Genomic DNA, 25,756 nt, shown 5'->3' on the forward strand with positions numbered 1-25,756 from the left:
TTGTGACGGCAAAGCGACAGGACTTCAGGTCCCAGCCGGTTTCGCGGTACCGGTCACTGCGCCCTTGGCCGCTGTCGACGCAGGGGCCGGCGACGCGGCTGAAGGCGCAGTGGCAGGCGCTGCCGGCGTGCTGCCGGTCGCTGGGTTGGCCGCAGGCACCTGTGCGGATGGAGCCGCCGCATTCTCTACGCGCTTGGCTGCCTGGGTGACGCGCTCGAGCTGAACGCTCACGCGGCGGTTGCGTGCCCGGTTGGCGGCGCTGTTGTTCTTGGCCAGCGGATAGCGTTCGCCGTGGAAACGCACTAGGATCTGCTCCATGGGTACACCATGGCTCACCAGGTAGTCGGCCACCGCCAGCGCGCGCCGCCGCGAGGTGTCGCGGTTGCTCAGACGATTGCCGCTGTTGTCGGAGTGGCCGTCCAGCTCGATGTGGTTCACCGTCGGGTCGGCCTTGAGATAGGCAAGGATCACGTCCAGACGCGCACGGGCAGCGGCGTCCAGCTCGACACCCGCGCCGGGGAAGCCGATCTGGGTCTGGCGCACCTGGTCGTAATTCATCGGCAGCAGCTTGCCGGCGCAGGCCAGGTAATCTTCGAAGCCCTTGCTGAAGTTCACCGGCAGCACACGCACTTCGATCGGCTGGCCGCCCTCGCCCGAAGCCTTGCGTACCACCGCACTGCGACCGTCGAGCAACCCGCTGATCACGCGGCTGGCCTGGGCCTGGGTCGAGCTGAACAATACGCCACCTACGCCCAGGCGCACGCTCCCCAGCCCGATGTCGCCCCGGCCGGGCTGCCAGGGCGCGGCGGCAGCCGATAGCGTGGCGCTGCCGGCACCGAGCAGGTGGCTGTCCGAGCGCAGGCCGAAGGTCGGTTGCTCACCGGCGCGGCGGGTGAACTCACCACTGCCGAACCCCTTGATGGGCTGGATCAGACGGCACTCGAACTGATCGCCCTCGACCTTCCAGGCCGCGTCTTCGAGGCGGCTTTGCAAGGTTACGGCGCCCGCCGGCAGAGTAGCGAACAGGGTGAACAGGATCAGGTAACACTGGCGCACGGGCGGCTCCATGAATCGTTGCGGCATACCTGCAGGCTATCGGACGCAGCAGACAAAACTTGATAGTGGCCACCCTACCCGGGCTACGCTGATGCTCGAACGGCGGTTTTCCGGTAGCATGGGCACCCTGAGTTCGACCCGCCTGGAATCCCCAATGTCCGATCGCCTGACCCTCCTGCGCCCCGACGACTGGCACATCCACCTGCGCGACGGAGCGGTGCTGCAGCACACCGTCGCGGATGTGGCACGCACTTTCGCCCGCGCCATCATCATGCCCAATCTGGTGCCTCCGGTCCGCAGCGCCGACGAAGCAGGCGCCTACCGCGAGCGCATCCTCGCCGCGCGCCCGGCAGGCAGCCGCTTCGAACCGCTGATGGTGCTGTACCTCACCGACCGCACCCGTCGCGAGGACATCCTGGCGGCAAAGGCCAGCGGCATCGTCTATGCCGCCAAGCTCTATCCCGCCGGTGCGACGACCAATTCCGACTCGGGCGTGACCAGCATCGACAAGATCTTCCCCGCCATCGAAGCACTGGCCGAAACCGGCCTGCCGCTACTGGTGCATGGTGAAGTGACGCGTCCCGAAATCGACGTGTTCGACCGGGAAAAGCGCTTCATCGACGAGCACATGCGGCGCTTGGTCGAGCGCTTCCCGGACTTGAAAGTGGTGTTCGAGCACATCACCACAGGCGATGCCGCGCAATTCGTCAGCGAGGCGTCGGCCAATGTCGGGGCGACCATCACCCCGCAGCATCTGCTGTACAACCGCAACCACATGCTGGTCGGCGGCATTCGTCCGCACTTCTATTGCCTGCCGATCCTCAAGCGCAACACCCACCAGGTGGCGCTGCTCGATGCGGCCACCAGCGGCAGCGCGAAGTTCTTCCTGGGCACCGATTCGGCGCCCCATGCACGCCATGCCAAGGAAAACGCCTGCGGCTGCGCCGGATGCTATACCGCCTTCGCCGCCATCGAGCTGTACGCCGAGGCCTTCGAATCGCGCGGTGCGCTGGACAAGCTCGAAGGCTTCGCCAGCTTGCACGGCCCGGCTTTCTACGGCCTGCCGGCCAACACCGATCGTATCACCCTGGTACGCGAAGAATGGACGGCCCCGGCCAGCCTGCCCTTCGGCGAGCAGACCGTGATTCCGCTGCGCGCAGGTGAAACTTTGCGCTGGCGTTTGCTGGAGAACCAAGCGTGACCGACGAACATTACGAAGACGAGCAGGACACAGCTGGCAGCCCCGGCTCGCGCCACCCGATGGCCGAGCGTTTCCGTGGCTACCTGCCCGTAGTGGTGGATGTGGAGACCGGTGGTTTCAACAGCGCCACCGACGCCCTGCTGGAAATCGCTGCCGTGACCATCGGCATGGACGAAAAAGGGTTTCTGTTTCCCGAACACACCTACTTCCACCGAGTGGAGCCGTTCGAAGGCGCCAACGTCGAACAGGCTGCGCTGGAGTTCACCGGCATCAAGCTCGACCATCCGCTGCGCATGGCGGTCAACGAAGACGTGGCCCTGACCGACATCTTCCGTGGCATCCGCAAGGCGCTCAAAGCCAATGGCTGCAAACGGGCGATCCTGGTGGGGCACAACAGCAGCTTCGACCTGGGCTTCCTCAACGCCGCCGTTGCGCGCAACGACATGAAGCGCAACCCGTTCCACCCCTTCTCCAGCTTCGACACCGCCACGCTGGCGGGTCTGGCCTACGGGCAAACCGTGCTGGCCCGTGCCTGCCAGAGCGCCGACATCGATTTCGATGGGCGCGAAGCCCATTCGGCGCGTTACGACACCGAGAAGACCGCGGAACTGTTCTGCGCCATCGTCAACCGCTGGAAAGACATGGGCGGCTGGCGCGACTTCAACGACTGATTCGTCGCCGAATCGCCCCCATGAAAAAACCGGCCATCGCGGCCGGTTTTTTCGTATCTGGCGTAGCCTTACAGCTTGCCAGCGTTCTCGCTCAGGTATGCGGCAACGCCTTCTGGCGAAGCGTTCATGCCTTTGTCGCCTTTTTTCCAGTTGGCCGGGCACACTTCGCCGTGCTCTTCGTGGAATTGCAGGGCATCGACCAGACGCAGCAGCTCGTCCATGTTACGGCCCAGTGGCAGATCGTTGATGATCTGCGAACGCACCACACCGTTGGTGTCGATCAGGAAAGCACCACGGAACGCGACGCCGCCTTCGGACTCGACGTCGTAGGCCTTGCAGATTTCGTGGGTCATGTCGGCGGCCAGGGTGTACTTGACCGGGCCGATGCCGCCGTTGTTGACCGGGGTGTTACGCCAGGCGTTGTGGGTGAAGTGCGAGTCGATCGACACGCCGATCACTTCCACGCCGCGGGCGACGAAGTCGGGAATGCGATTGTCCAGGGCGATCAGCTCGGACGGGCAGACGAAGGTGAAGTCCAGCGGGTAGAAGAACACCAGGCCGTACTTGCCTTTGATGGCCGACGCCAGGTTGAAGCTGTCGACGATCTCGCCGCTGCCCAGTACGGCGGGAACGGTGAAGTCAGGGGCTTGCTTGCCTACGAGTACGCTCATTCTTTATCTCCTGATGGTGGGAATGATGAAAGGCCGGAGGAACCTGTCCTCTGGAATCACACAAGGCCGACCATCATACACGCCTTGCAGGAACAGGCCGAATCTACCGCCGGTCGCGCCGCTGGCATCGGGCGCCTCGGCGTTTTGACAAGCATTATCATTACCATTAAGCTCCAAGCCATCGAATCACCCAGCGATGGTCAGCCCCATGTATGTGTGTCTTTGTGTCGGCGTCACCGATGGACAGATCCGCGAAGCGATCTACGAAGGATGCTGCAGTTACCGGGAAGTCCGCGAAGCCACGCAAGTGGGTACGCAATGCGGTAAATGCGCCTGCCTGGCCAAACAGGTGGTTCGAGAAACCCTGACCGAATTGCAGGTCAGCCAGCAGACGACCCTCGCCTACCCGGTCGAATTTACCGCTGCGTAACAGCCTGATTTCTAAAGAACCGGACCTCATGTCCGGTTTTTTTATGCCCATAATTCAATAAGTTAGGCCACCAACGCGGTTCACAAACATTCTTATTCCTATTAATTTTCACTTAGTATTCAACTACTTAGGTTTGACAGCCTGACTAGCCGCGCTCAAACTTGCGCCATCGGCACACTTCTCACGGCAGGCATTCAGACATGAAAGGCGACATCAGCGTCATCCAGCATCTCAACAAGGTCCTCGGAAACGAGCTGGTCGCCATCAACCAATACTTCCTGCACGCCCGCATGTACGAAGATTGGGGCCTCAATGCCATCGGTAAGCACGAATACAAAGCGTCGATCGACGCCATGAAACACGCCGATAAATTGATCAAGCGCATCCTGTTCCTCGAAGGCATTCCCAACGTGCAGGACCTGGGCAAGCTGCTGATCGGCGAGCATGCCAAGGAAATGATCGAGTGCGACCTGATGCTCGAGCGGCGCGGGCTGGCAGAGCTCAAGGGCGCCATCGCCCATTGCGAGACCTCGGGCGACTTCGGTAGCCGTGAAATGCTCGAAGATATCCTTGAAGCCAAGGAAGAGCAGATCGACTGGCTGGAAACTCAGCTGGGTCTGATCGACAAGATCAGCATCGAGAACTACCTGCAATCGCAGATGGGCGAAGAGTAAACATCCTCCCGCAGCGCCAATGAAAAAAGCCCCGCTACTTCGACAAGTAGCGGGGCTTTTTCGTAGGACGAGCCCTTTGCACTGAAAAGCCGACTTGGCGCCGGCCCACAGGCTTCGACAGACTCAGGCCTCGGCGGACTTGGCCTTGGCAGCGGCGTCCTTGATCAGGGTTTGCAGCTCGCCGTTGTCGAACATTTCCATGACGATATCGCTGCCGCCGACCAGCTCACCGCCAACCCACAGTTGCGGGAAGGTCGGCCAGTTGGCGTACTTGGGCAGGTTGGCGCGGATTTCCGGGTTCTGCAGGATGTCGACGTAGGCGAACTTCTCACCGCAGCCCATCACAGCTTGCGAAGCCTTCGCCGAAAAGCCGCATTGCGGGGCATTGGGCGAGCCTTTCATATAAAGCAGAATGGTGTTGTTGGCGATCTGCTCTTTGATTGTTTCGATGATATCCATGAAGCACCTCTGCTGAACTTTCCGACAGGTTCGTCGGCACGGTGCCGCATTGTATCGGAAAGCCGACGGCCCTGCTCGATCGGACCGACATACGCTCTCACCAAATGCACGGTCGTGCGCCCCTTGGTTTCGAGCGACATTTAATTATAGTATTGCGTCTTCCCCTTTTTCTGTCCGCCCCGTGCGGCTTACGCCGCAGGTTTCTACCGTTGTCGAAAAAAACAACGGCACGCCTGCCGAACGTTGCAATTAAGGTATTCAATCATGAGCGCTAGGCACTTTTTCTCCCTGATGGACTTCACCGCTGACGAATTGCTCGGCGTGGTCCGTCGCGGCATCGAGCTAAAAGACCTGCGTAACCGCGGCGTGGTATTCGAGCCGCTGAAGAACCGCGTCCTGGGGATGATCTTCGAAAAATCCTCGACGCGTACCCGGGTCTCGTTCGAGGCAGGCATGATCCAACTGGGCGGCCAGGCGATCTTTCTCTCGCCACGCGATACCCAGCTCGGCCGTGGCGAGCCGATCGCCGACAGCGCCAAGGTACTGTCGCGCATGGTCGACGCGATCATGATCCGTACCCATGCCCACACCACCCTCACCGAGTTCGTCGAGCACTCGCGCGTACCGGTGATCAACGGCTTGTCCGAAGAGTCGCACCCTTGCCAGCTGCTGGCCGACATGCAGACCTTTCTCGAGCACCGCGGCTCGATCCAGGGCAAGACCGTGGCCTGGGTGGGCGACGGTTTCAACATGTGCAACTCCTACATCGAAGCGGCCGTGCAGTTCGGTTTCCAACTGCGTATCGCCTGCCCTGAAGGCTATGAACCCGATCCACGCTTCCTGGCCCTGGGTGGCGACCAGGTGCAGATCGTGCGCGACCCCAAGGCAGCGGTCAGCGGCGCGCATCTGGTAACCACCGACGTCTGGACTTCGATGGGCCAGGAAGAGGAAACTGCACGTCGCCTGGCGCACTTCGCGCCGTACCAGGTCACCCGCGATCTGCTCGACCTGGCGGCACCCGATGCCCTGTTCATGCACTGCTTGCCCGCCCACCGTGGCGAGGAAATCAGCCACGACCTGCTCGACGACCCGCGTTCGGTCGCCTGGGACCAGGCTGAGAACCGCCTGCATGCGCAGAAGGCGCTCCTCGAATTCGTCATCGAACCGGCCTATCACCACGCATGAGTGCTCCCCTACTGCTGAACCTGCGCAACCTGGCCTGCGGCTACGGCGATCAACGCATCGTCCAGACGCTCAACCTGCACCTCAATGCTGGCGACATCGGTTGCCTGCTGGGTTCGTCCGGGTGTGGCAAAACCACCACCTTGCGCGCCATCGCCGGCTTCGAGCCGGTGCACGAGGGTGAAATCCAGCTGGCCGGTGAAGTGATCTCCCGGCCAGGTTTTACCCTGGCCCCGGAAAAACGCCGGATCGGCATGGTGTTCCAGGACTACGCGCTGTTTCCTCACTTGACCGTGGCGCAGAACATCGCCTTCGGCATCGGCAAGCACCCGCGGCAGGCGGCGGTGGTCGAGGAAATGCTCGAACTGGTCAAGCTCAAGGGGCTGGGCGGGCGCTATCCGCATGAGCTGTCCGGCGGCCAGCAGCAGCGCGTGGCCCTGGCCCGAGCGCTGGCACCCGAGCCGCAACTGCTGCTGCTCGACGAGCCATTCTCCAACCTCGACGTGGAGCTGCGTCGGCGCCTGAGCCATGAGGTGCGCGACATTCTCAAGAGCCGCGGCACCAGCGCCATTCTGGTCACCCACGATCAGGAGGAGGCTTTCGCCGTCAGCGATCAGGTGGGGGTATTCAAGGAAGGCCGCCTGGAGCAATGGGACACGCCCTACAACCTCTACCACGAACCTCAGACGCCATTCGTCGCCAGTTTCGTCGGCCAGGGCTATTTCATCCGCGGCCAGATGAACAGCCACGAAGCGGTGGGCACCGAGTTGGGCGAGCTGCGCGGCAACCGCGCCTACCCCATGCCTGCGGGCACGCCGGTAGATGTGCTGCTGCGTCCAGACGACATCGTGCATGCGCCGCAGAGCCCCCTGCGCGCCCGGGTGGCGGGCAAGAGTTTTCTCGGCGCCTCGACGCTCTACCGCCTGCAACTGCCGACCGGCAGCCAGTTGGAAGCGATCTTCCCAAGCCATGACGATCACGCACTGGGCGATGAGGTCGGCATCAGCGTAGCCGCCGATCACCTGGTGCTGTTCGCCGTGCCTGGCAGCGTCGCCGCGCAATTGCACCCTGCGCAGGCTGGCGTGCGGCGCCACAGCTAAGCGCCCGGGCCACTCGCCTGCCACTTCGCAGCGGCAGGCGAACCTTTTCGCTCAAGCGCGACCGATTGGCGCGAAGCTGCCTTGGGTATGCTGCACCAAGACTGCCGCTGACAGCTCCACTTCCAAACCGCGGCGCCCTGCACTCACGTGCACGGTCGGCACCTGTTGCGCCGATGTGTCGATGAAGGTACGCAGGCGCTTCTTCTGCCCCAGCGGACTGATACCTCCCACCAGATACCCAGTGGCACGCTGCGCCACGGCAGGGTCGGCCATTTCGCATTTCTTGGCTCCGGCCGCCTGGGCCAACGCCTTGAGGTCCAGGGTGCCCACCACCGGCACGACCGCCACCAACAACTCGTGCTTCTCCGTGCAGGCCAGCAAGGTCTTGAACACCTGCCGAGGATCGAGCCCCAGCTTTTCCGCCGCCTCCAACCCATAGGACGCAGACTTGGGATCGTGCGCGTAACTGTGTACTCGGTGCTCGGCACGGGCTTTGTTCAGCAGGTCAAGGGCGGGGGTCATGCACAGCTCCGATGGCCATCGAGGGGGAGGCCCACTTTAAGCGATGGGGCCAGCGACAGCCACTAAGGGGATGGCGCTTGCAAGGTCATGCTCCCTGCGCTTGGTCAGAATGTGGCTGAACGTTCACTTTCGACCTTTGACATCCGCGTTTCTTGTCTATATTTTTTCGTTTTTGAATAGAAGGTGCACTTTCCTGGTGCGCATTTCTGCTCGCCCGCCCGTCTTTGGGTACTTGCGAGCGTTGCTGTCAGGCCATCACGGCGCATTACAACAAGAACGAGGTCCTACATGACGACTGCACTACGCCAGCCTACCCTGGCCGCCCAATGCTTGGCCGAATTTCTCGGCACCGCGCTTCTCATCTTCTTTGGCACAGGCTGCGTCGCCGCGCTCAAGGTCGCGGGCGCTAGTTTGGGCTTATGGGAAATCAGCATCATCTGGGGGGTCGGCGTGAGCATGGCGATCTACCTCACCGCCGGTGTTTCAGGTGCGCACCTGAACCCTGCGGTCAGCATCGCGCTGACGGTGTTCGCCGATTTCGACAAGCGCAAATTGCCCTTCTACATCCTCGCGCAAATCGCCGGCGCCTTCTGTGCAGCCGCGCTCGTGTACACCTTGTACAGCGCGCTATTTTTCGATTACGAAAATGCCCACGCCATCGTGCGTGGCAGTGAAGCCAGCCTGGAGCTGGCAGCGGTGTTCTCCACCTACCCCCACCCGTCGCTGTCGATCGGCGGCGCCTTCCTGGTGGAAGCGGTGATCACCGCCATCCTGATGGCCGTGATCATGGCCCTGACCGACGACAACAACGGCTTGCCCCGCGGCCCGATGGCGCCTTTGTTAATCGGTTTGCTTATCGCCGTGATCGGCAGCGCCATGGGCCCGTTGACCGGCTTCGCCATGAACCCGGCGCGCGATCTGGGCCCCAAATTGATGACCTTCTTCGCCGGCTGGGGCGAGATCGCCTTCACCGGCGCACGCGACGTGCCCTACTTCCTGATCCCGATCTTCGCCCCCATCCTCGGCGCTTGCGTCGGCGCAGGACTGTATCGCGTGCTGATCGCCCGGCATCTGCCGGTTGGGCTGCCTGCCCAGGCCGGCGATAATGCCCAGACCGAAACCCAGACTTCCTGAGGTCATGCCGGGTGGCCACACCCGCAAGACCGTCCCTTATCTTTTCCAGGCCAACGACCATGACCGACACCCAGGATAAGCAGTACATCATCGCCCTCGACCAGGGCACCACCAGCTCGCGCGCGATCATCTTCGACCGCGACGCCAACGTCGTCGGCACCGCCCAGCGCGAGTTCGTCCAGCACTATCCGCAAGCCGGCTGGGTCGAGCACGACCCGATGGAAATCTTCGCCACCCAGAGCGGCACCATGGTCGAAGCCCTGGCCCAGGCCGGCATCAGCCATGCCCAGGTGGCGGCCATCGGCATCACCAACCAACGGGAAACCACCGTGGTCTGGGACCGCGAAACCGGGCGCCCGGTGTACAACGCCATCGTCTGGCAATGCCGCCGCAGCACCGACATCTGCGCGCAGCTCAAGCGCGACGGCCACGAAGACTACATCCGTGAAACCACGGGCCTGGTGATCGACCCCTACTTCTCCGGCTCCAAACTCAAGTGGATCCTGGACAACGTCGAAGGTGTGCGCGAACGCGCCGAGCGCGGCGAGCTGATGTTCGGCACCATCGATACCTGGCTGATCTGGAAATTCACCGGCGGCAAGGTGCACGTCACCGACTACACCAACGCCTCGCGCACCTTGATGTTCAACATCCACACCTTGGAGTGGGATGCCAAGCTGCTGGAGATTCTCGGCATTCCCCGGCAGATGTTGCCCGAGGTGCGTGCGTCCTCCGAAGTCTATGGCCACACCAAGAGCGGCATCGCCATCGCCGGTATCGCCGGCGACCAGCAGTCGGCGCTGTTCGGCCAGATGTGCGTCGAGGCCGGCCAGACCAAGAACACCTACGGCACCGGCTGCTTCCTGTTGATGAACACCGGCAACAAGGCGGTCAAGTCGTCCCATGGCCTGTTGACCACCATCGCCTGCGGCCCTCGCGGCGAAGTGGCCTATGCCTTGGAAGGCGCCGTGTTCAATGGCGGTTCGACCGTGCAGTGGCTGCGCGACGAGCTGAAGATCGTCAACGACGCGCTCGACACCGAATACTTCGCCAGCAAGGTCAAGGACAGCAACGGCGTGTACCTGGTGCCGGCCTTTACCGGCCTCGGTGCGCCCTACTGGGACCCCTACGCCCGCGGCGCGCTGTTCGGCCTGACCCGCGGTGTGAAGGTCGACCACATCATTCGTGCGGCGCTGGAGTCGATCGCCTACCAGACCCGCGACGTGCTCGACGCCATGCAGCAGGACTGCGGCGAGCGCCTGTCCGAGCTGCGGGTGGACGGCGGTGCAGTGGCCAACAACTTCCTCATGCAGTTCCAGGCCGACATCCTCGGCACCTGCGTCGAGCGCCCGAAAATGCGCGAAACCACTGCCCTGGGCGCGGCCTACCTGGCAGGCCTTGCCTGCGGCTTCTGGAGCAGCCTGGACGAGTTGCGCAACAAGGCGGTAATCGAACGCGAGTTCAGCCCGCAACTGGACACGGCGCAGAAGGAAAAGCTCTACGCCGGCTGGAAAAAAGCCATCGCGCGCACTCGCGACTGGGAAGACCACGACGCTTGAGCCTGAGCGTGCCGTTGCTCCGGAACCGCTAAAGGCGCCGGAGCAACGGCAGGCACCGCCCCTGCGCTGGTCGCCAGACGTTTCCTACGGCATGATTGCAGGATTTTTCGGCTGCCCCAAAGGACCGCCCATGAACCTGCCCCCACGCCAACAACAAATCCTCGAGCTGGTCCGCGAACGCGGCTATGTCAGCATCGAGGAAATGGCGCAGTTGTTCGTCGTCACTCCACAAACCATCCGCCGCGACATCAATCAACTGGCCGAGCAGACCCTGCTGCGACGCTACCATGGCGGCGCGGCCCATGACTCGAGCATCGAGAACACCGCCTACACCATGCGCGCCGACCAGATGCGCGACGAGAAACAGCGCATCGCCGAGACCGTGGCGCGGCAGATTCCCGACCATGCCTCGCTGTTCATCAACATCGGTACCACCACCGAATCCATTGCCCGCGCCCTGCTCAACCACCATCACTTGAAGGTCATCACCAACAACCTGCACGTGGCCTCGATCCTGGGCGCCAAGGAAGACTTCGAAGTGTTGATGGCCGGCGGCACGGTACGCCCGGACGGTGGCGTGGTAGGCCAGGCCAGCGTCGACTTCATCAGCCAGTTCAAAGTGGATTTCGCCGTGGTAGGCATCAGCGGCATCGACGAGGACGGCAGCCTGCTCGATTTCGACTATCAGGAAGTGCGGGTGTCCCAGGCCATCATCGCCAACGCACGACAAGTGATCCTGGCCGCCGACTCGAGTAAATTCGGCCGCAACGCCATGGTGCGCCTGGGCTCTATCAGCCTGGTGGACTGCCTGGTGACCGACCGGCAACCCAGTGCCGCGTTGAGCCAGCTGCTGGCGCAGAACAAGGTCCGCCTGGACGTGGTCTAGCCCCAAGGGTGGGGCAACAGGTGCAATGCGTTCATCAAAATGTTCGTTTATGTTCATTTTGCTGTCATGTCGTCGATTTATCGATACATGGACTGGCAGACCGCCTACGTATGAGCTAGTATTTTCGCAAACGAACACGAATGTTCATTTTCGATGATTCAAGCACCCAGGAGACCGCTACCGTGTCCCATCCGATCCGCCCCACCTCTTCCCCTGCCGACTGCTACGACATTGCCGTGATCGGTGGCGGCATCAATGGTGTTGGCATAGCAGCTGACGCGGCCGGGCGCGGTTTGAAAGTCTTTCTATGCGAGAAGGACGATCTGGCGCAACACACCTCCTCGGCCAGCAGCAAACTGATCCATGGCGGCTTGCGCTACCTGGAGCATTACGAATTCCGTTTGGTGCGCGAGGCACTGGCCGAGCGCGAAGTGCTGCTGGCCAAGGCGCCGCATATCGTCAAACCGATGCGCTTCGTACTGCCGCACCGCCCACACCTGCGCCCGGCCTGGATGATCCGTGCCGGCCTGTTCTTGTATGACCACCTGGGCAAACGCAAACGCCTGGGCGCTTCGCGCAGCCTGCGCTTCGGCCCGGGCTACCCGCTCAAGCCGGCCATCACCCGTGGGTTCGAATACGCCGACTGCTGGGTGGACGATGCGCGCCTGGTTGCGCTCAATGCCATGACCGCCCGCGAACACGGCGCCGACATCCGCACCCGCACCCGCTGCCTGAGCGCCCAGCGCGTGGACGGTCTGTGGCAAGTGGAGCTGGAGCATACCGACGGCCGCCGCGAATCGATCAAGGCACGTGCGCTGGTCAACGCCGCCGGCCCATGGGTCGCCAAGTTCATCAAGGACGACTTGCAGCTCACCGCCCCTTACGGCATCCGCTTGATTCAGGGCAGCCACCTGATCGTGCCCCGCTTGTACGAAGGCGAACAGGCGTACATCCTGCAGAACGAAGACCAGCGCATCGTGTTCTGCATCCCTTACCTGGACCGCTTCACCTTGGTCGGCACCACCGACCGCGAGTACAGCGGCGATCCGGCCAAAGTGGCGATCACCGAAGCGGAAACCGATTACCTGTTGAACGTGGTCAATGCCCACTTCAATCACCAGATCACCCGTAGCGACATCAAGCACACCTTCTCGGGCGTACGCCCGTTGTGCAACGACGAGTCCGACAACCCTTCGGCGGTCACCCGCGACTACACCTTGGCGTTGTCTGACGAAGCTGGCAAAGCACCGCTGCTGTCGGTATTCGGCGGCAAGCTGACCACTTACCGTAAGTTGGCCGAGTCGGCCATGGGTCGTCTCAAGCCGTTCTTCTCGCAAATGGGCGACAGCTGGACGGCCACCTCGCCCTTGCCTGGAGGCGAACAGATGACCAGCGTTTCGGCATTGGTCGACGCTATATTGGCCAAGCACGCCTGGCTCTCGGCGGACATCGCCCAGCGCTGGGCACAGACCTACGGTAGCCGTGTCTGGACATTGCTCGAAGGTGTGACCGGGCCCGAGGGCCTGGGCCAGCGCATCGGAGGCGGCCTGTTCGCTCGTGAAGTCGACTACCTGTGCGAGCACGAGTGGGCCATGGAAGCCGATGACATCCTTTGGCGACGGAGCAAGCTTGGCCTGTTGACCACACCGGCCGAGCACCAGACGCTGCGCGAATATCTCGTACAGCGCCTGGCCTTGCCGGAGCCAATCTACGCAGTGGGCGTCTGATCCGAGGAGCTGTCGTGTCCGCCGCGCTGTGCCGAGGTGGACTCCAGCCCGTAAGCCTCCTCTGCCAACGTATGAATCAGCGCCAGCTCTGCGCTTTCTAATTCCGCCTTCAGCCGGTTGCTCGACTCAACCCACTGCGCCGAGTCCAGCGCCTGCGATTCGAGCGTTTCGAGTCGTTCGTAGAAAGGTGCCGCGAGCGCTTCAAAGCGTTGGGCGTAACGTTTGCGCACGTATTCTCGCCAGAACGGTCGCTGCGCCAGAGAGCCGGCCAACGCATCGGGCGCCTCCGCTTCCAGGACGAAGCGAGCCGCACGACGCAGCTCTTTGCCAGACACTTGGGCATAGCTGGCATAGTTCATGCCATCTGGCGTCGCTGGCAGATCCAGTTCTCGTTTGAGCATGACGCGGTAATAGAGGCGGACCTCCACTTCATCCACGTTTTTCACACCCTTTTGATGCATGAACTCGATGTGGCGTGCGGCGACCTCGTCCAGTCTGTCGACCCTGAACAACGACCGCTCCAGTGCCAGCAACCTGGCCTGCACCTGTTCGGCAGGTCCATCGATCAGCGTGCGCTCGACCAGGACGCTCAACTCCAATTGCGACATCACCAACAGCAGGCGGTCCTCGCACGTGCGCTCTCCAGACGCCGTTTCGAACAACCGCTCGCGCAGGGCTTCGTTGCTGTGTGCCGTGTCGAGCATTTCCCAGACGCGACCCTGGTAATGGCCCGGGTGTATGTCAAAGTCATGAGTAGCCGCGAAGTCGGCCAGAAATTGAAACAGTCCTTCGGCATTCGGCTGCGCGCGCAAGTCGGCCCACAAACGCGTGCGCCGCGAGCGCTCGACGGTTGTCGTCGAACCGAGCCAATGCTCCAGAACTGCGTCATCGACCGGATGATGGGTCCACGACACGCTGGTCCGGCTTCCCGACTCACCGACGCCGCTGAGTCGGTCGTAAGCTTGGGCGCTGGCCGGCTCGATAGGGTTGCCGTGCAGACTCACTCGCTGCAGGTCGTGCCAGAGTTCTGTCACGCCCTGACGAAGTTGCGTGATGCGGTTGCTGCGTAAATCCAGGTGCGCGCGCCAGGGCAGCGTTTCGGTAAGGTTCGGTAGCGCCTGCAAACCGGTGCTGCGCAGGTTGATGCGCTCCAGATTGTGCAACTGCGCCAATTCCGGCACCCGTTCCAGCGGGTTGTGGTTGAGGTCGAGCAGCCTTAATTGCGAGAGCTGAGACAAGCGCTGGCTACCTTGCTGGGTCATGACGATTTGGTTACGCGACAAGTGCAGCCGTCGCAGCTCGGTAAGGTGCTCGATACCTGCCGGAATCTCTTCGAGCCGGTTTTCCCGCAGGTCCAATTCGGTGACGCGGCTGAACCTGCGCAAGAAATCTTCGGGAATGTGAGTGAGGTCCATATCGCGGAGCGCCACCCGGCTGACATGGGAGAAATCCACGCCTTCGGGCAGCGTAGGCAGACTGCCCACCCGTTCGCCTTCGATGTGCAGCACGAAGTCACCGGCGTAGTCCATCAACTTGCGACGCCAACAACGGCGCAACTGGGTGGCCACTCGCCGGCGCCTGATCGACGCGATCAGACCCGCTTCGTTTCCCCACTGTTCGAGAGCCTCGCTGAGCTTATCCAAAGTCTGGGTGAGCTCGCGATAATGTTCCCAAAGGTCCACACGGCGCTCGAGCAGATCGATAACGTACCTATCCATTTGGCGATCGCTGAGCAACGGATAGATGCGCTGAAGGCCACTACGGATGGCTTGTCTCCCGTTGGGCCGCCTGCCGCTGAGTGGGTAGCCCAATCGTCCGTCGGCGAAGCGGACGGGCGGGCGCAGGCCAGAGCCGACGGGCGCCATGCCCAGCAGTTCGGCGCAGCGCTGACGATCGGCGTCGGCCTGCGCAGCCAGCCACTGTTGCAGGGTCCGTTCTGTGAGGTGGGCATCGCCGATCAGCGCTTTCTGCGAAGGTTCCAAGCTTGATAGCAGCGCCTGATATAGGCCGTCGGCGGACGTCGATGCTGGCGCTGAAGACTCACCGCCAGTGCGATAACCATTGGCCGTGCGCACGATGACACGCGTGCTTGCGCCCGCCACCTCCGCTGTCGAAGCAATCAACGGCCCTTGCTCGCTGCCCTCGCGAATCTGCAATTGCGTGCCGCTCGCGCTCGGGGCACTGCGTTCGACCAAACCCAGGACCAAGCGCTCGGTATCGGCGTTGACCGCCTCTTCGATGTGCAACCCCAGGCAGGCCCGATCCAGTCGTGCATCGCGAATCGCCCAGCGTGCTCGTTCGGCGATGGCCAACGGCACGCGCCCGGTTTCATGCAGAGCAGCGATCTGGCGTGTATCGGCTTGTTCGAGCAGCTCTGCCGCTTGGCGCACCGAGAGGCTTGGGAAGGCGCGCAGTAGTGGTGCCTGATCGTCCGAAGCGGGTGCTTGCAGGTGCCTGTACTCAGCCTCGAAAGCTTCGCCTCGTATGCCAGGTAAGCGCTCGTGCAGCGCGATCCGCTCATGCGCGTCGTGCAGTCGGGCCAGAGGTGGAGCGCCTTCGGCATGCAGGCGCCGAAGCTGATCTGGCGTGAGGTCGAGGACTTGCAGCAACGCCTGGGCCTGCCAATCGAGCGTTTCGCCAAAGGGTTCGCCCAAACGCCTGATCAGTTCGCCCGGCTCAGCCAAACCGTGGACGGACTGCTCGCCACGCGCCAGGCCTACCCGCCCTGTCGAGTCGAGCGCAGGCACCAGCTCATCGACGAACGCCACCCGTTTGAGAGCCCCGGCGGTCGCCTGGCCGGCAACTCCTATGGCGACGCCCGACACGACCATCTCGGCGACTGCGAACAAGTGATCCAACGCCCCTTGGCGATCGCCGATGCGCCAGTCCTCATAGCCCTGATAGACCTGCTCGGCAATTTGTACGACCGATATAGCCAACACGGCCTCACCCAGGCCCGGCACGAACAGGGCTGCCAAGTTGAGCAGATCGAACCCTGCGCCGAGTTGCGCTTGCAGGCGCGCATGACGGCTGGTCAGATCTTCGTCGCCGGTGGGCACGACTAGCAACCGGGCATCGTCCAGCATCTTGGCGGTTTGCAGCCGCCGCAAGTGAACGAACAGCGGGGCGTCAATGCCCAGATTGCGACCGTCCAGCTGCGCAGGGGTGCCGCGCGGTGCCGATTTCAGCACCCGGGCCATGGCCTGCACAAAGGCGGGGCGGTCGCGCTCGCTGATGAAGCGTGCGAAGAATCGCCGATAGCCAGGCGCGCGTAGACGCTCGCCGAGCCAGCCATAGAGCCCTTCCCAGGAGCGATGTTGAGTGACCGGACCAGCAGGGTCTTGTGGGATCCACAAGGTGATCGAGGACAAGGCGCCCTTCCCGGCCTCACGCTGCTCGAAGCCGACCACGCCCCGTATGCATTTGCCCAAAAGATACAGCTGCCGGGGTATGGCCAGGGCTGTCTCTGCGGTGGCATTTGGCGTCAAGGCCCATAGCGGTAGCAGGCGATCGAAGTCGGGAGCAGCGAGCTCGCCCTTGAGCCTGGCCAAGCGCATCGCAACCTCCAGCTTCACGCGCAGGTTGTTTTCCAACATCGACTCTACCGCTCGAGCCGCTGATCCCGCTGCAGCCGGGGGGCGTTCCTTGGGCGACAGCAGCGCTGTCAGCCGTTGCTGGTACTGGCCGCCCAGATCGAGGGTTCTGCAACAGCGCACGAAGTCTTCGAAGCCCAAAGGTAGACGCTTGCCTGCAGCATCGATCAACCACGCCTGACGCAACAGATCGGGCGTAAGTTCCTCCACATGAAAGTTGTGCAGGGCTGAGGCCAACAAACTGTGACGCGATCGATAGGTCTGGTAGTTGGTCAGCAGCTTGGGCGACACGGAAGGCAGCTCGATCTGCTGTTCGATCAGTACCCGCATGGCGCGCACTTCAGGGGCGGCAAGCCCGGCTTGTTGCAAGGCGTGGGTGAGCAGCGGCTCGGCGAAGGCATCGATCGGCGGCAAGGATGCGAAATGGCTTGCGATCTGCGCCGTCACGGCTTGCTCGCATCGCAGAGCCTGGTGGAGAGCACGGACCTGCTCGGGATCGGCAACGGCCAACCAGGGCGGCAAACGGTCAGCGATGAGCTGGTCCAGCGAATCCTTTGGGAAAACGTGCGTCGTCATGGTGCATTGTCCTGCTTGCAAAATCAGCAGGAGACCCCGGCAGTCGCCAATAATGGGGCGACAGTGTTACCGCTGCACACGTAGCAAGAAGTGCGGGGGCAACGGTCGTTCGGAATTCCGAATGACCACCTGGGGTGATGGTCGGGATACCGTACGAAAAATGCCTCAAGCGCTCTATCTGAGGGCATTCGAGGCTCGATCGCTGAAGCTTTGCCGTTCTTTCAGCCCATTGGCACGACTCATGCTCTACACTTTGCAGCCGAATGCTTTGGTATTCGTTGAAACGAAAGAGTCCGCCAACGGCTCAATAAAAAAAACAAACACGTCGAGGAAAGTTTGATGCGAATCGTTCGTCAATTGCTGGGCGCAGCCATCGCAGCTGCAGTCATCTCCTCCCCGGTCATGGCTGAAGAGCTGACCGGCACGCTGAAGAAGATCAAGGATTCCGGCACCATCACCCTGGGCCATCGCGATTCTTCCATTCCCTTTTCTTACCTGGCCGGCAAGCCCGAACCCGTCGGTTACTCCCACGACATCCAACTGGCTGTGGTCGATGCGCTGAAGAAGCAACTGGGCACCGACATCAAGGTCAAGTACAACCTCGTTACCTCGCAGACCCGTATCCCACTGGTGCAGAACGGCACCGTCGATCTGGAATGCGGCTCCACCACCAACAACGTCGAGCGCCAACAGCAAGTCGATTTCTCGGTGGGCATCTTCGAAGTCGGCACCCGCTTGCTGACCAAGGTCAAAGATGGCCAGCCTGCATACAAAGACTTCGCCGACCTGGCCGGCAAGAACGTCGTCACCACAGCGGGCACCACGTCCGAGCGTCTGCTCAAGGCGATGAACGCCGACAAGCAGATGAAGATGAACGTCATTTCCGCCAAGGACCACGGCGAGTCCTTCAACATGCTCGAAAGCGGCCGCGCCGTGGCCTTCATGATGGACGATGCGCTGCTGGCCGGCGAAATGGCCAAGGCCAAGAAGCCATCGGACTGGGTCATCACCGGCACGCCACAATCCTATGAAATCTACGGCTGCATGGTCCGCAAGGACGACCCAGCCTTCAAGAAAGCTGTCGATGACGCCATCGTCGCCTACTTCAAAGCCGGCGAAGTCAATAAAAGCTACGACAAGTGGTTCCAACAGCCCATCCCGCCAAAAGGCCTGAACCTGCAATTCCCAATGAGCGACGAGCTCAAGAAGCTGATTGCAGAGCCGACCGACAAAGCTGCCGACGACAAGAAAGCCTGACCCCCGTTCCTGGTCTGCCGCGCATCGCATGTGCGATTTAGCGGGCAGGCCTTCCCTAAGTGTCTAACCTTTCATTCGAGGGCGTTCGCGCCTTCGAATGTCGGAAGGTGCCTGTGAAACAACCGTCTGAGGGGAAATCCCGATGAATTACAACTGGGACTGGGGCGTTTTCTTCAAGTCCACCGGCGTAGGCAGCGAAACCTACCTCGACTGGTACATCACCGGTCTGGGCTGGACCATCGCCATCGCCATCTCCGCCTGGATCATCGCCCTGTTGCTGGGCTCGGTGCTCGGCGTCATGCGCACCGTGCCGAACCGCTTGGTATCGGGAATCGCCACCGCGTACGTGGAACTGTTCCGTAATGTGCCGCTGCTGGTGCAATTGTTCATCTGGTACTTCCTGGTACCGGACCTGCTGCCCGAGGGGCTGCAGGAATGGTTCAAGCAAGACCTCAACCCCACCACCTCGGCGTTGATCAGCGTGATCATCTGCCTGGGCCTGTTCACCGCCGCACGCGTCTGCGAGCAAGTGCGCACCGGTATCCAGGCATTGCCTCGGGGTCAGGAATCGGCGGCCCGCGCCATGGGCTTCAGCCTGCCGCAGATCTACAGCAACGTGCTGCTGCCGCAAGCGTTCCGCATCATCATTCCACCGCTCACCTCCGAATTCCTCAACGTGTTCAAGAACTCGTCGGTAGCATCGCTGATCGGCTTGATGGAACTGCTGGCGCAAACCAAACAGACCGCGGAATTCTCCGCCAACCTGTTCGAAGCCTTCACCCTCGCCACGCTGATCTACTTCACCTTGAACATGGGCCTGATGCTGCTGATGCGCCTGGTCGAGAAAAAAGTGGCCGTGCCTGGCCTGATTTCCGTAGGAGGCAAGTAAATGGAACTGGATTTCAGCGAAATCATTCCTGCCCTGCCAGCCCTGTGGAACGGCATGCTCCTGACCCTGCAACTGATGGTGATGGGCGTCGTCGGTGGTATCGCACTGGGTACCGTACTGGCGCTGATGCGGCTGTCGTCGAGCAAGCTGCTGTCGCGCGTGGCCGGTGCCTACGTCAACTACTTCCGTTCCATTCCGCTGCTGCTGGTGATCACCTGGTTCTATCTGGCGGTGCCGTTCGTGCTGCGCTGGATCACCGGAGAAGACACTCCCATCGGTGCGTTCACCTCCTGCGTCGTGGCCTTCATGATGTTCGAGGCGGCGTACTTCTGCGAGATCGTGCGCGCCGGCGTGCAGTCCATCTCCAAGGGCCAGATGGGCGCCGCCCAGGCGCTGGGCATGAGCTACGGCCAGACCATGCGTCTGATCATCCTGCCCCAGGCGTTTCGCAAGATGACGCCCCTGCTGCTGCAACAGAGCATCATCCTGTTTCAGGACACCTCGCTGGTCTACACCGTAGGCTTGATCGACTTCCTCAACGCTTCGCGCGCCAGTGGCGACATCATCGGCCGTTCCCATGAGTTTCTGCTGTTCGCCGGTGCCGTGTACTTCATCATCAGCTTCTCCGCTTCGTGGCTGGTCAAGCGTCTGCAAAAAAGGATCGCCGTATGATTTCCATCAAGAACGTCAACAAGTGGTACGGGGACTTCCAAGTACTGACCGACTGCAACACCGAAGTGAAAAAAGGTGAAGTGGTGGTAGTGTGCGGCCCGTCCGGTTCGGGCAAGTCGACCCTGATCAAGTGCGTCAATGCTCTGGAGCCGTTCCAGAAAGGCGACATCGTGGTCGACGGCACGTCGATCGCCGATTCCAAGACCAACCTGCCCAAGCTGCGCTCGCGGGTGGGCATGGTGTTCCAGCACTTCGAACTGTTCCCGCACCTGAGCATCACCGAAAACCTGACCATCGCCCAACGCAAGGTGCTGGGCCGCAGCGAAGCCGAAGCCACCAAGAAGGGTTTGGCCCTGCTTGACCGCGTCGGCCTCAGCGCCCACGCCAAGAAGCACCCTGGGCAGTTGTCCGGCGGTCAGCAACAGCGTGTGGCCATCGCCCGCGCCCTGTCGATGGACCCGATCGTCATGCTCTTCGACGAACCGACCTCGGCGCTCGACCCGGAGATGGTCAACGAAGTGCTCGATGTGATGGTCGAGTTGGCCCACGAAGGCATGACCATGATGTGCGTCACCCACGAGATGGGCTTTGCCCGCAAGGTCGCCAACCGGGTGATCTTTATGGACAAGGGGCACATCATCGAGGACTGCCAGAAGGAAGCCTTCTTCGGCGACCCGAGCGCGCGCCACGAGCGGACCCAGCACTTCCTCAGCAAGATCCTGCAGCACTGAGTGCCACCCACCTGCGCCGCCGCGGGCGGCGCAGGCTGGCGATGACAAGGCCACTGTGATGAAATGCACCCCCGCGCTCGTGCGCCTCAACCAGCCTGCCGTGAAATCCCGCCTGCTTCGCCAACTGCTCATCCCGCCTTTGATCATCCTGCTGATGCTCGGCTTCGGCGTGGTCGCCTACCTGATCAGTGAAAACAACGGCATCCGCGTGTTGAGCGAGAACGGCGAGCGCCAGCTCGAGCTGCATGCGCGTACGGTAGAAAGCGAGATCAGCAAATACACCTACCTGCCCAGCCTGCTGGAGCTGGAAAACAGCGTCTCGCGTCTACTGACCGACCCCGACGCCACCGACCGACAATCGGTCAACGAATACCTCGAAGGCATGAAGCGCCGCAGCAACGGCAGGGCAATCTTCGTGCTCGACACCGAAGGCCGTGTGCAGGCGACCAGCAACTGGCGCGATGCCGACTCGTTCCTTGGCGAAGACCTGGCCTTCCGCCCCTATTTCCAGGACGCCGTGCGCGGCAAGCCCGGACGCTTCTACGGCATCGGCAGCACCACCGGCGAAGCCGGCTATTACCTCGCCCACGGTCTGGAAGAGCACGGCAAGATCATTGGCGTGGCGGTGGTGAAAGTGCGTCTGGACACGCTCGAGGAACGCTGGCAGCGGGCACGCCTGGAAGCGTTCGTCAGCGACGAGAACGGCATCATCATCTTGTCCAGCGACCCGACGCGTCGCCTCAAGTCGCTGCAGCCGCTGACCCCGCAAGTCAAGGAGCGTTTGGCGCGCAGCCTGCAATACTACTGGTGGCCGATCAACGAACTGCAACCGCTGGACCGCGAGTCCCTGGGCGATGGCGTGGAAAAACTCACCTTCCCCATGAACAGCGAAACCGATCCTGGCGGCCCGGAAGCGGTGAGCTATCTGTCGCAGACCCGCCGCCTGGCCGATACCCCTTGGCACTTCACGCTGCTGACGCCCCTGCAGGACCTGCGCCGCGAATCGATGGTGCAAGGCGCGCTGGTGGCCTTCGCCTTCGCCCTGCTCACCATTCTCGGCATCGCCTGGAACGAGCGACGCAAGGTCATCGCCACACGGCTGGCCGCCCGTGAAGCGTTGCAGGAAGCCAACAACCAACTGGAGCGGCGCATCACCGAACGCACCGCCGACCTGCGCGCCAGCAACGAACGGCTCAAGGGGCAGATCCGCGAGCGCAGACACGCCGAGCAGACCCTGCGCCGCGCGCAGGACGAACTGGTCCAGGCCGGCAAACTGGCGGCCATCGGGCAGATGTCCACCAGCATCGCCCATGAGTTGAACCAGCCGCTGGCGGCGCTGCGTACGCTATCGGGCAACACCGTGCGCTTCCTCGAGCGCGGCGCCATGGACGTGGCCTCGACCAACCTGCGCACCATGAACGACCTGATCGACCGCATGGGGCGCATCACGGCCAGCTTGCGTTCCTTCGCCCGGCGTGGCGACGACAGCGGTCAGGCGTCGCTGTGCAAAGCGGTCGATGCCTGCCAACAGCTGCTGGCAGCGCGCCTGTCCAGCAGCGGCTTGCGGGTGCACCGCGATTTCGACGAACAACGCCTGGCCATCGACCAGACGCGTCTGGAGCAGATCCTCGCCAACCTGATCAGCAATGCACTGGATGCCACCGGCGACCGCGAGCGCCCCACGTTATGGCTGGAGGGCGAGCTGCAAGGCGACAAGTACCGCTTGCAAGTGCGCGACAACGGCCATGGCATCGACGCCGAAACGCGCAAGCACCTGTTCGAACCCTTCTTCACCACCAAACCGGGCGAGCATGGCCTGGGCCTGGGCTTGACCCTCTCGGCCAGCCTGGCCGCCGCCGCCAAAGGCAGCCTCAGCGTCGAACACCCGCTCGAGGGCGGCAGTGCCTTCGTGCTGTTGCTGCCCTTGGTCACCCCCTCCACCAATACGGCCGAGCTTCCATGACCCAAGCCCCCCTCACCGTCCTGATCGTCGAGGACGATCCCCATGTGCTGCTCGGCTGCCAACAGGCGTTGGCCCTCGAAGACATCGCCTGCGAGGGCGTGGGCAGCGCGGAACTGGCGCTCGAACGCATCGGTGAGGACTTCGCCGGTATCGTGGTCAGCGACATCCGTCTACCCGGCATCGACGGGCTGGAGCTGCTCGCCCGGCTCAAGGCCCGCGACCGCAGCCTGCCGGTGGTCTTGATCACCGGCCATGGCGACATCGACATGGCGGTCGGGGCCATGCGCAACGGCGCCTACGATTTCATGGAAAAGCCCTTCTCGCCCGAGCGTCTGGTCGATGTGGTGCGGCGCGCCCTGGAACAGCGCGGGCTGTCGCGCGAGGTGAGCGCGCTGCGCCGGCAATTGGCCGGGCAAGGTTCGCTTGAGGCGCGGATCATCGGCCGTTCGCCGGCCATGCAGCACCTGCGCGAGCTCATCACCAATGTGGGCGACACCTCAGCCAACGTGCTCATCGAAGGCGAAACCGGCAGCGGCAAAGAACTGGTGGCGCGCTGCCTGCACGAGTTCAGTCGGCGCCAGGGGCAGCCGTTCGTGGCGATCAATTGTGGCGGCTTGCCGGAAAACCTGTTCGAAAGCGAAATTTTCGGTCACGAAGCCAATGCCTTCACCGGCGCTGGCAAGCGCCGCATCGGCAAGATCGAACATGCCAACGGCGGCACCTTGTTCCTAGACGAGGTCGAGAGCATGCCGATCAACTTGCAGATCAAGCTGCTGCGGGTGTTGCAGGAGCGCACTCTGGAGCGACTCGGTTCGAACCAGAGCATCCCGGTTGACTGCCGGGTGATCGCGGCGACCAAATCCGACTTGCAGAGCCTGGGCCAGCGTGGCGAGTTCCGCAGCGACCTGTATTACCGCTTGAACGTGGTGACTTTAGAGCTGCCGCCGCTGCGCGAGCGCCGCGAAGACATCCTGCAACTGTTCGAACATTTTCTCGAGCAGGCGGCCTTGCGGTTCGACCGCCAGGCGCCGGAGCTCGACAGCCAGACGCTGTCACAGATCATGGCCCACGAATGGCTGGGCAACGTGCGCGAACTGCGCAACGTCGCCGAGCGTTTTGCCCTGGGCCTGCCGGCGTTCAAGAAAAGCGTGGCCGGTGCCAGCCAAGGGTTGGGGTTCGCCGAGGCCGTGGAGGCCTTCGAGCGCAACCTGCTCAGCGAGGCCCTGCTGCGTACCGGCGGCAATCTCAGCCAGGCCAGCCAGGAGCTGGGCATGGCCAAGACCACGCTGTTCGACAAAGTGAAAAAGTACGGCTTGGGGTGAGGCCGGCCGCTTGCGTCAACGCAGGCAGCAAACCGTCGACCATCGTGCAGCACCGGTCGACAGCTCCGGAAACATGAGGGAAACTCATCCGCTTTCTCGATGACAACTTTCTTCACCCCGGAGCTGCACGTGCTGGAAATCCGCCACCTGAAAACCCTTCATGCCCTGCGCGAGGCCGACAGCTTGGTGGAGGCCGCCGAGCGCCTGCATCTGACCCAGTCGGCGCTGTCCCACCAGTTCAAGGAGCTGGAAGAGCGCCTGGGTTTGCCGCTGTTCGTACGCAAGAGCAAGCCGCTGCGCTTCACCAGCGCGGGCCTGCGCCTGCTGCAGCTGGCCGATGCCACCTTGCCCTTGCTGCGCGGCGCCGAACGCGACATCGCGCGCCTGGCAGGCGGCACGGCCGGGCGCTTGCACATGGCCATCGAGTGCCACAGCTGCTTCCAGTGGCTGATGCCGACCATCGACCAGTTCCGTGACTCATGGCCGGAAGTGGAACTGGACCTGGCCTCGGGTTTCGCCTTCGCGCCCTTGCCGGCCCTGGCTCGTGGCGATCTCGACCTGGTGGTCACCTCCGACCCGCTGGACCTGGCCAACATCACCTACGTGCCGCTGTTCACCTACGAGGCCATGCTCGCGGTAGCCAACCAGCACCCGCTGGCCAGCAAGCCCTACGTGGTGCCCCAGGACCTGATCGACCAGACGCTGATCACCTACCCGGTCGAACGTGACCGGCTGGAAATCTTCACCCGCTTTCTCGAACCTGCCGACATCGAGCCTGCCGCAGTGCGCAACTCCGAACTCACCGTGATGATGATGCAGCTGGTGGCCAGTGGTCGGGGCGTGTGCGGCATGCCGCATTGGGCGCTGCACGAATACAGCGACCGCGGTTACGTGAAGGGCAAGCGCCTGGGTGAGAAGGGTCTGTTCGCGACCTTGTACGCCGCGGTGCGCACCGACATGCTCGATGCGCCCTACATGCGCGACTTCCTGCTGACGGCCAAGGACACCTCCTTCGCCACCCTCGACGGCGTCAGCGCGGCGCGTTGAGGCGCGCGCGGTACAGCGGCAGGATCTGCTCGGCGGTCAGCGGGGCCAGGTCCACGGCGGGTGTGTCATCGGCAGCCAACCACAGCACCTGCTCGATCTCGGCCGCAGGCATCACGGCCTGGGTGGTGAGCACTTCGAACAGCTCGGCCTGCACTTGGCATCCGGGTTCATTGGCGGCCGGCGCGCTGAAACTGCCCAGCGCCACGGCCTGCTCGGGGTCGATGCACAGGCCCAACTCTTCGAGCAGCTCGCGGGCCAGGGCCTGTCTAGGGGTTTCACCGGCGTCGATCTTGCCGCCCGGCTGCATGAAGGCTTGGGTGCCGCGTTTGCGTACCAGCAACGTGCGCTGGTTGGCATCGATCAACAGCGCTGCGGCAACGCGAATGACAGTGGACATGATGGAGCGACCTCGAACGATGGGGCGGGCGAGCTTC

Annotated in this window: 23 protein-coding genes; 17 read left to right on the forward strand and 6 right to left on the reverse strand. The window is 62.6% G+C overall.

Features of this window, described 5'->3' with window-relative positions; all coding sequences use genetic code 11:
- Positions 1-24: 24 nt before the first annotated feature.
- The gene (locus ACSMEV_RS18760) at positions 25-1,056 is read right to left on the reverse strand and encodes a flagellar protein MotY (protein WP_459206473.1); all 1,032 of its coding nucleotides are present in this window, start codon (positions 1,054-1,056) and stop codon (positions 25-27) included.
- Between the two features lie 154 nt (positions 1,057-1,210).
- Between ACSMEV_RS18760 and pyrC the strand changes: the two genes are divergently transcribed.
- Positions 1,211-2,257 (forward strand): dihydroorotase, encoded by a 1,047-nt coding sequence (gene pyrC, locus ACSMEV_RS18765; RefSeq protein ID WP_459206474.1) that lies wholly within the window; start codon positions 1,211-1,213, stop codon positions 2,255-2,257.
- 59 nt (positions 2,258-2,316) lie between these two features.
- A complete protein-coding gene (gene rnt, locus ACSMEV_RS18770; RefSeq protein ID WP_459208383.1) occupies positions 2,317-2,928 on the forward strand; it encodes a ribonuclease T in 612 nt (203 codons plus the stop codon).
- Between the two features lie 68 nt (positions 2,929-2,996).
- On the opposite strand, the gene ACSMEV_RS18775 is transcribed toward rnt, so the two are convergent.
- Positions 2,997-3,599: a peroxiredoxin gene (locus tag ACSMEV_RS18775; RefSeq protein ID WP_296263489.1), complete on the reverse strand. Its 603-nt coding sequence runs from the start codon at positions 3,597-3,599 to the stop codon at positions 2,997-2,999.
- A 208-nt stretch (positions 3,600-3,807) separates the two neighbouring features.
- Between ACSMEV_RS18775 and ACSMEV_RS18780 the strand changes: the two genes are divergently transcribed.
- Both ACSMEV_RS18780 and bfr read left to right on the forward strand, forming a co-directional pair.
- Positions 3,808-4,029: a bacterioferritin-associated ferredoxin gene (locus ACSMEV_RS18780; RefSeq protein WP_296263488.1), complete on the forward strand. Its 222-nt coding sequence runs from the start codon at positions 3,808-3,810 to the stop codon at positions 4,027-4,029.
- Between the two features lie 200 nt (positions 4,030-4,229).
- Positions 4,230-4,703 (forward strand): bacterioferritin, encoded by a 474-nt coding sequence (bfr, locus tag ACSMEV_RS18785; RefSeq protein ID WP_459206475.1) that lies wholly within the window; start codon positions 4,230-4,232, stop codon positions 4,701-4,703.
- 123 nt (positions 4,704-4,826) lie between these two features.
- Here bfr and grxD read toward each other — a convergent pair whose 3' ends face one another.
- Positions 4,827-5,162, reverse strand: a complete 336-nt coding sequence (gene grxD / locus ACSMEV_RS18790; protein ID WP_313739909.1) for a Grx4 family monothiol glutaredoxin — start codon at positions 5,160-5,162, stop codon at positions 4,827-4,829.
- 264 nt (positions 5,163-5,426) lie between these two features.
- On the opposite strand from grxD, the gene argF reads away from it, so the two are divergent.
- Positions 5,427-6,347, forward strand: coding sequence for an ornithine carbamoyltransferase (argF, locus tag ACSMEV_RS18795; RefSeq protein ID WP_459206476.1), 921 nt, complete (start codon positions 5,427-5,429; stop codon positions 6,345-6,347).
- Positions 6,344-7,444, forward strand: a complete 1,101-nt coding sequence (locus ACSMEV_RS18800; protein WP_459206477.1) for an ABC transporter ATP-binding protein — start codon at positions 6,344-6,346, stop codon at positions 7,442-7,444. The genes argF and ACSMEV_RS18800 overlap by 4 nt, the downstream gene beginning before the upstream one ends.
- A 51-nt stretch (positions 7,445-7,495) precedes the next feature.
- Here ACSMEV_RS18800 and ybaK read toward each other — a convergent pair whose 3' ends face one another.
- Positions 7,496-7,966, reverse strand: coding sequence for a Cys-tRNA(Pro) deacylase (gene ybaK / locus ACSMEV_RS18805; protein WP_459206478.1), 471 nt, complete (start codon positions 7,964-7,966; stop codon positions 7,496-7,498).
- A gap of 288 nt (positions 7,967-8,254) precedes the next feature.
- On the opposite strand from ybaK, the gene ACSMEV_RS18810 reads away from it, so the two are divergent.
- The 4 genes from ACSMEV_RS18810 to glpD all read left to right on the forward strand — a co-directional run bounded on the left by ACSMEV_RS18810 (position 8,255) and on the right by glpD (position 13,272).
- The gene (locus tag ACSMEV_RS18810) at positions 8,255-9,100 is read left to right on the forward strand and encodes an MIP/aquaporin family protein (RefSeq protein ID WP_459206479.1); all 846 of its coding nucleotides are present in this window, start codon (positions 8,255-8,257) and stop codon (positions 9,098-9,100) included.
- A 59-nt stretch (positions 9,101-9,159) separates the two neighbouring features.
- On the forward strand, positions 9,160-10,659 hold the full coding sequence (gene glpK, locus ACSMEV_RS18815) for a glycerol kinase GlpK (RefSeq protein WP_313739904.1): 1,500 nt from the start codon (positions 9,160-9,162) through the stop codon (positions 10,657-10,659).
- A 130-nt stretch (positions 10,660-10,789) separates the two neighbouring features.
- Positions 10,790-11,545 (forward strand): DeoR/GlpR family transcriptional regulator, encoded by a 756-nt coding sequence (locus ACSMEV_RS18820; RefSeq protein WP_296263471.1) that lies wholly within the window; start codon positions 10,790-10,792, stop codon positions 11,543-11,545.
- A 140-nt stretch (positions 11,546-11,685) separates the two neighbouring features.
- Entirely contained in the window at positions 11,686-13,272 is a 1,587-nt protein-coding gene (glpD, locus tag ACSMEV_RS18825; protein ID WP_459206480.1) for a glycerol-3-phosphate dehydrogenase, read from the forward strand.
- On the opposite strand, the gene ACSMEV_RS18830 is transcribed toward glpD, so the two are convergent.
- Positions 13,254-17,441: an NEL-type E3 ubiquitin ligase domain-containing protein gene (locus tag ACSMEV_RS18830; protein WP_459206481.1), complete on the reverse strand. Its 4,188-nt coding sequence runs from the start codon at positions 17,439-17,441 to the stop codon at positions 13,254-13,256. The two genes, glpD and ACSMEV_RS18830, sit on opposite strands and share 19 nt — an antisense overlap.
- Positions 17,442-17,780: 339 nt before the next feature.
- On the opposite strand from ACSMEV_RS18830, the gene ACSMEV_RS18835 reads away from it, so the two are divergent.
- The 7 genes from ACSMEV_RS18835 (at position 17,781) to metR (ending at position 25,322) form a co-directional block, all read left to right on the forward strand.
- Positions 17,781-18,698, forward strand: a complete 918-nt coding sequence (locus ACSMEV_RS18835) for a glutamate/aspartate ABC transporter substrate-binding protein (RefSeq protein ID WP_459206482.1) — start codon at positions 17,781-17,783, stop codon at positions 18,696-18,698.
- A 142-nt stretch (positions 18,699-18,840) separates the two neighbouring features.
- Complete coding sequence (locus tag ACSMEV_RS18840; protein ID WP_459206483.1) at positions 18,841-19,587, forward strand: amino acid ABC transporter permease; 747 nt, start codon at positions 18,841-18,843, stop codon at positions 19,585-19,587.
- Positions 19,588-20,259, forward strand: coding sequence for an amino acid ABC transporter permease (locus ACSMEV_RS18845; protein WP_296263462.1), 672 nt, complete (start codon positions 19,588-19,590; stop codon positions 20,257-20,259).
- Positions 20,256-20,990 carry an amino acid ABC transporter ATP-binding protein gene (locus ACSMEV_RS18850; protein ID WP_296263460.1) on the forward strand — a complete coding sequence of 245 codons (735 nt, stop codon included), beginning with the start codon at positions 20,256-20,258 and terminating at the stop codon, positions 20,988-20,990. The genes ACSMEV_RS18845 and ACSMEV_RS18850 overlap by 4 nt, the downstream gene beginning before the upstream one ends.
- A gap of 58 nt (positions 20,991-21,048) precedes the next feature.
- Entirely contained in the window at positions 21,049-22,953 is a 1,905-nt protein-coding gene (gene aauS, locus ACSMEV_RS18855) for a two-component sensor histidine kinase AauS (protein ID WP_459206484.1), read from the forward strand.
- Positions 22,950-24,275: a two-component response regulator AauR gene (gene aauR, locus ACSMEV_RS18860; RefSeq protein ID WP_459206485.1), complete on the forward strand. Its 1,326-nt coding sequence runs from the start codon at positions 22,950-22,952 to the stop codon at positions 24,273-24,275. Before aauS ends, aauR begins: the two co-directional genes overlap by 4 nt.
- Positions 24,276-24,404: 129 nt before the next feature.
- Entirely contained in the window at positions 24,405-25,322 is a 918-nt protein-coding gene (metR, locus tag ACSMEV_RS18865) for a transcriptional regulator MetR (RefSeq protein WP_296263616.1), read from the forward strand.
- Here metR and ACSMEV_RS18870 read toward each other — a convergent pair.
- Positions 25,306-25,719, reverse strand: coding sequence for an NUDIX hydrolase (locus ACSMEV_RS18870; protein WP_459206486.1), 414 nt, complete (start codon positions 25,717-25,719; stop codon positions 25,306-25,308). The two genes, metR and ACSMEV_RS18870, sit on opposite strands and share 17 nt — an antisense overlap.
- Positions 25,720-25,756 lie beyond the last annotated feature (37 nt).

The sequence above is a fragment of the Pseudomonas sp. MLB6B genome (genome assembly GCF_054508135.1).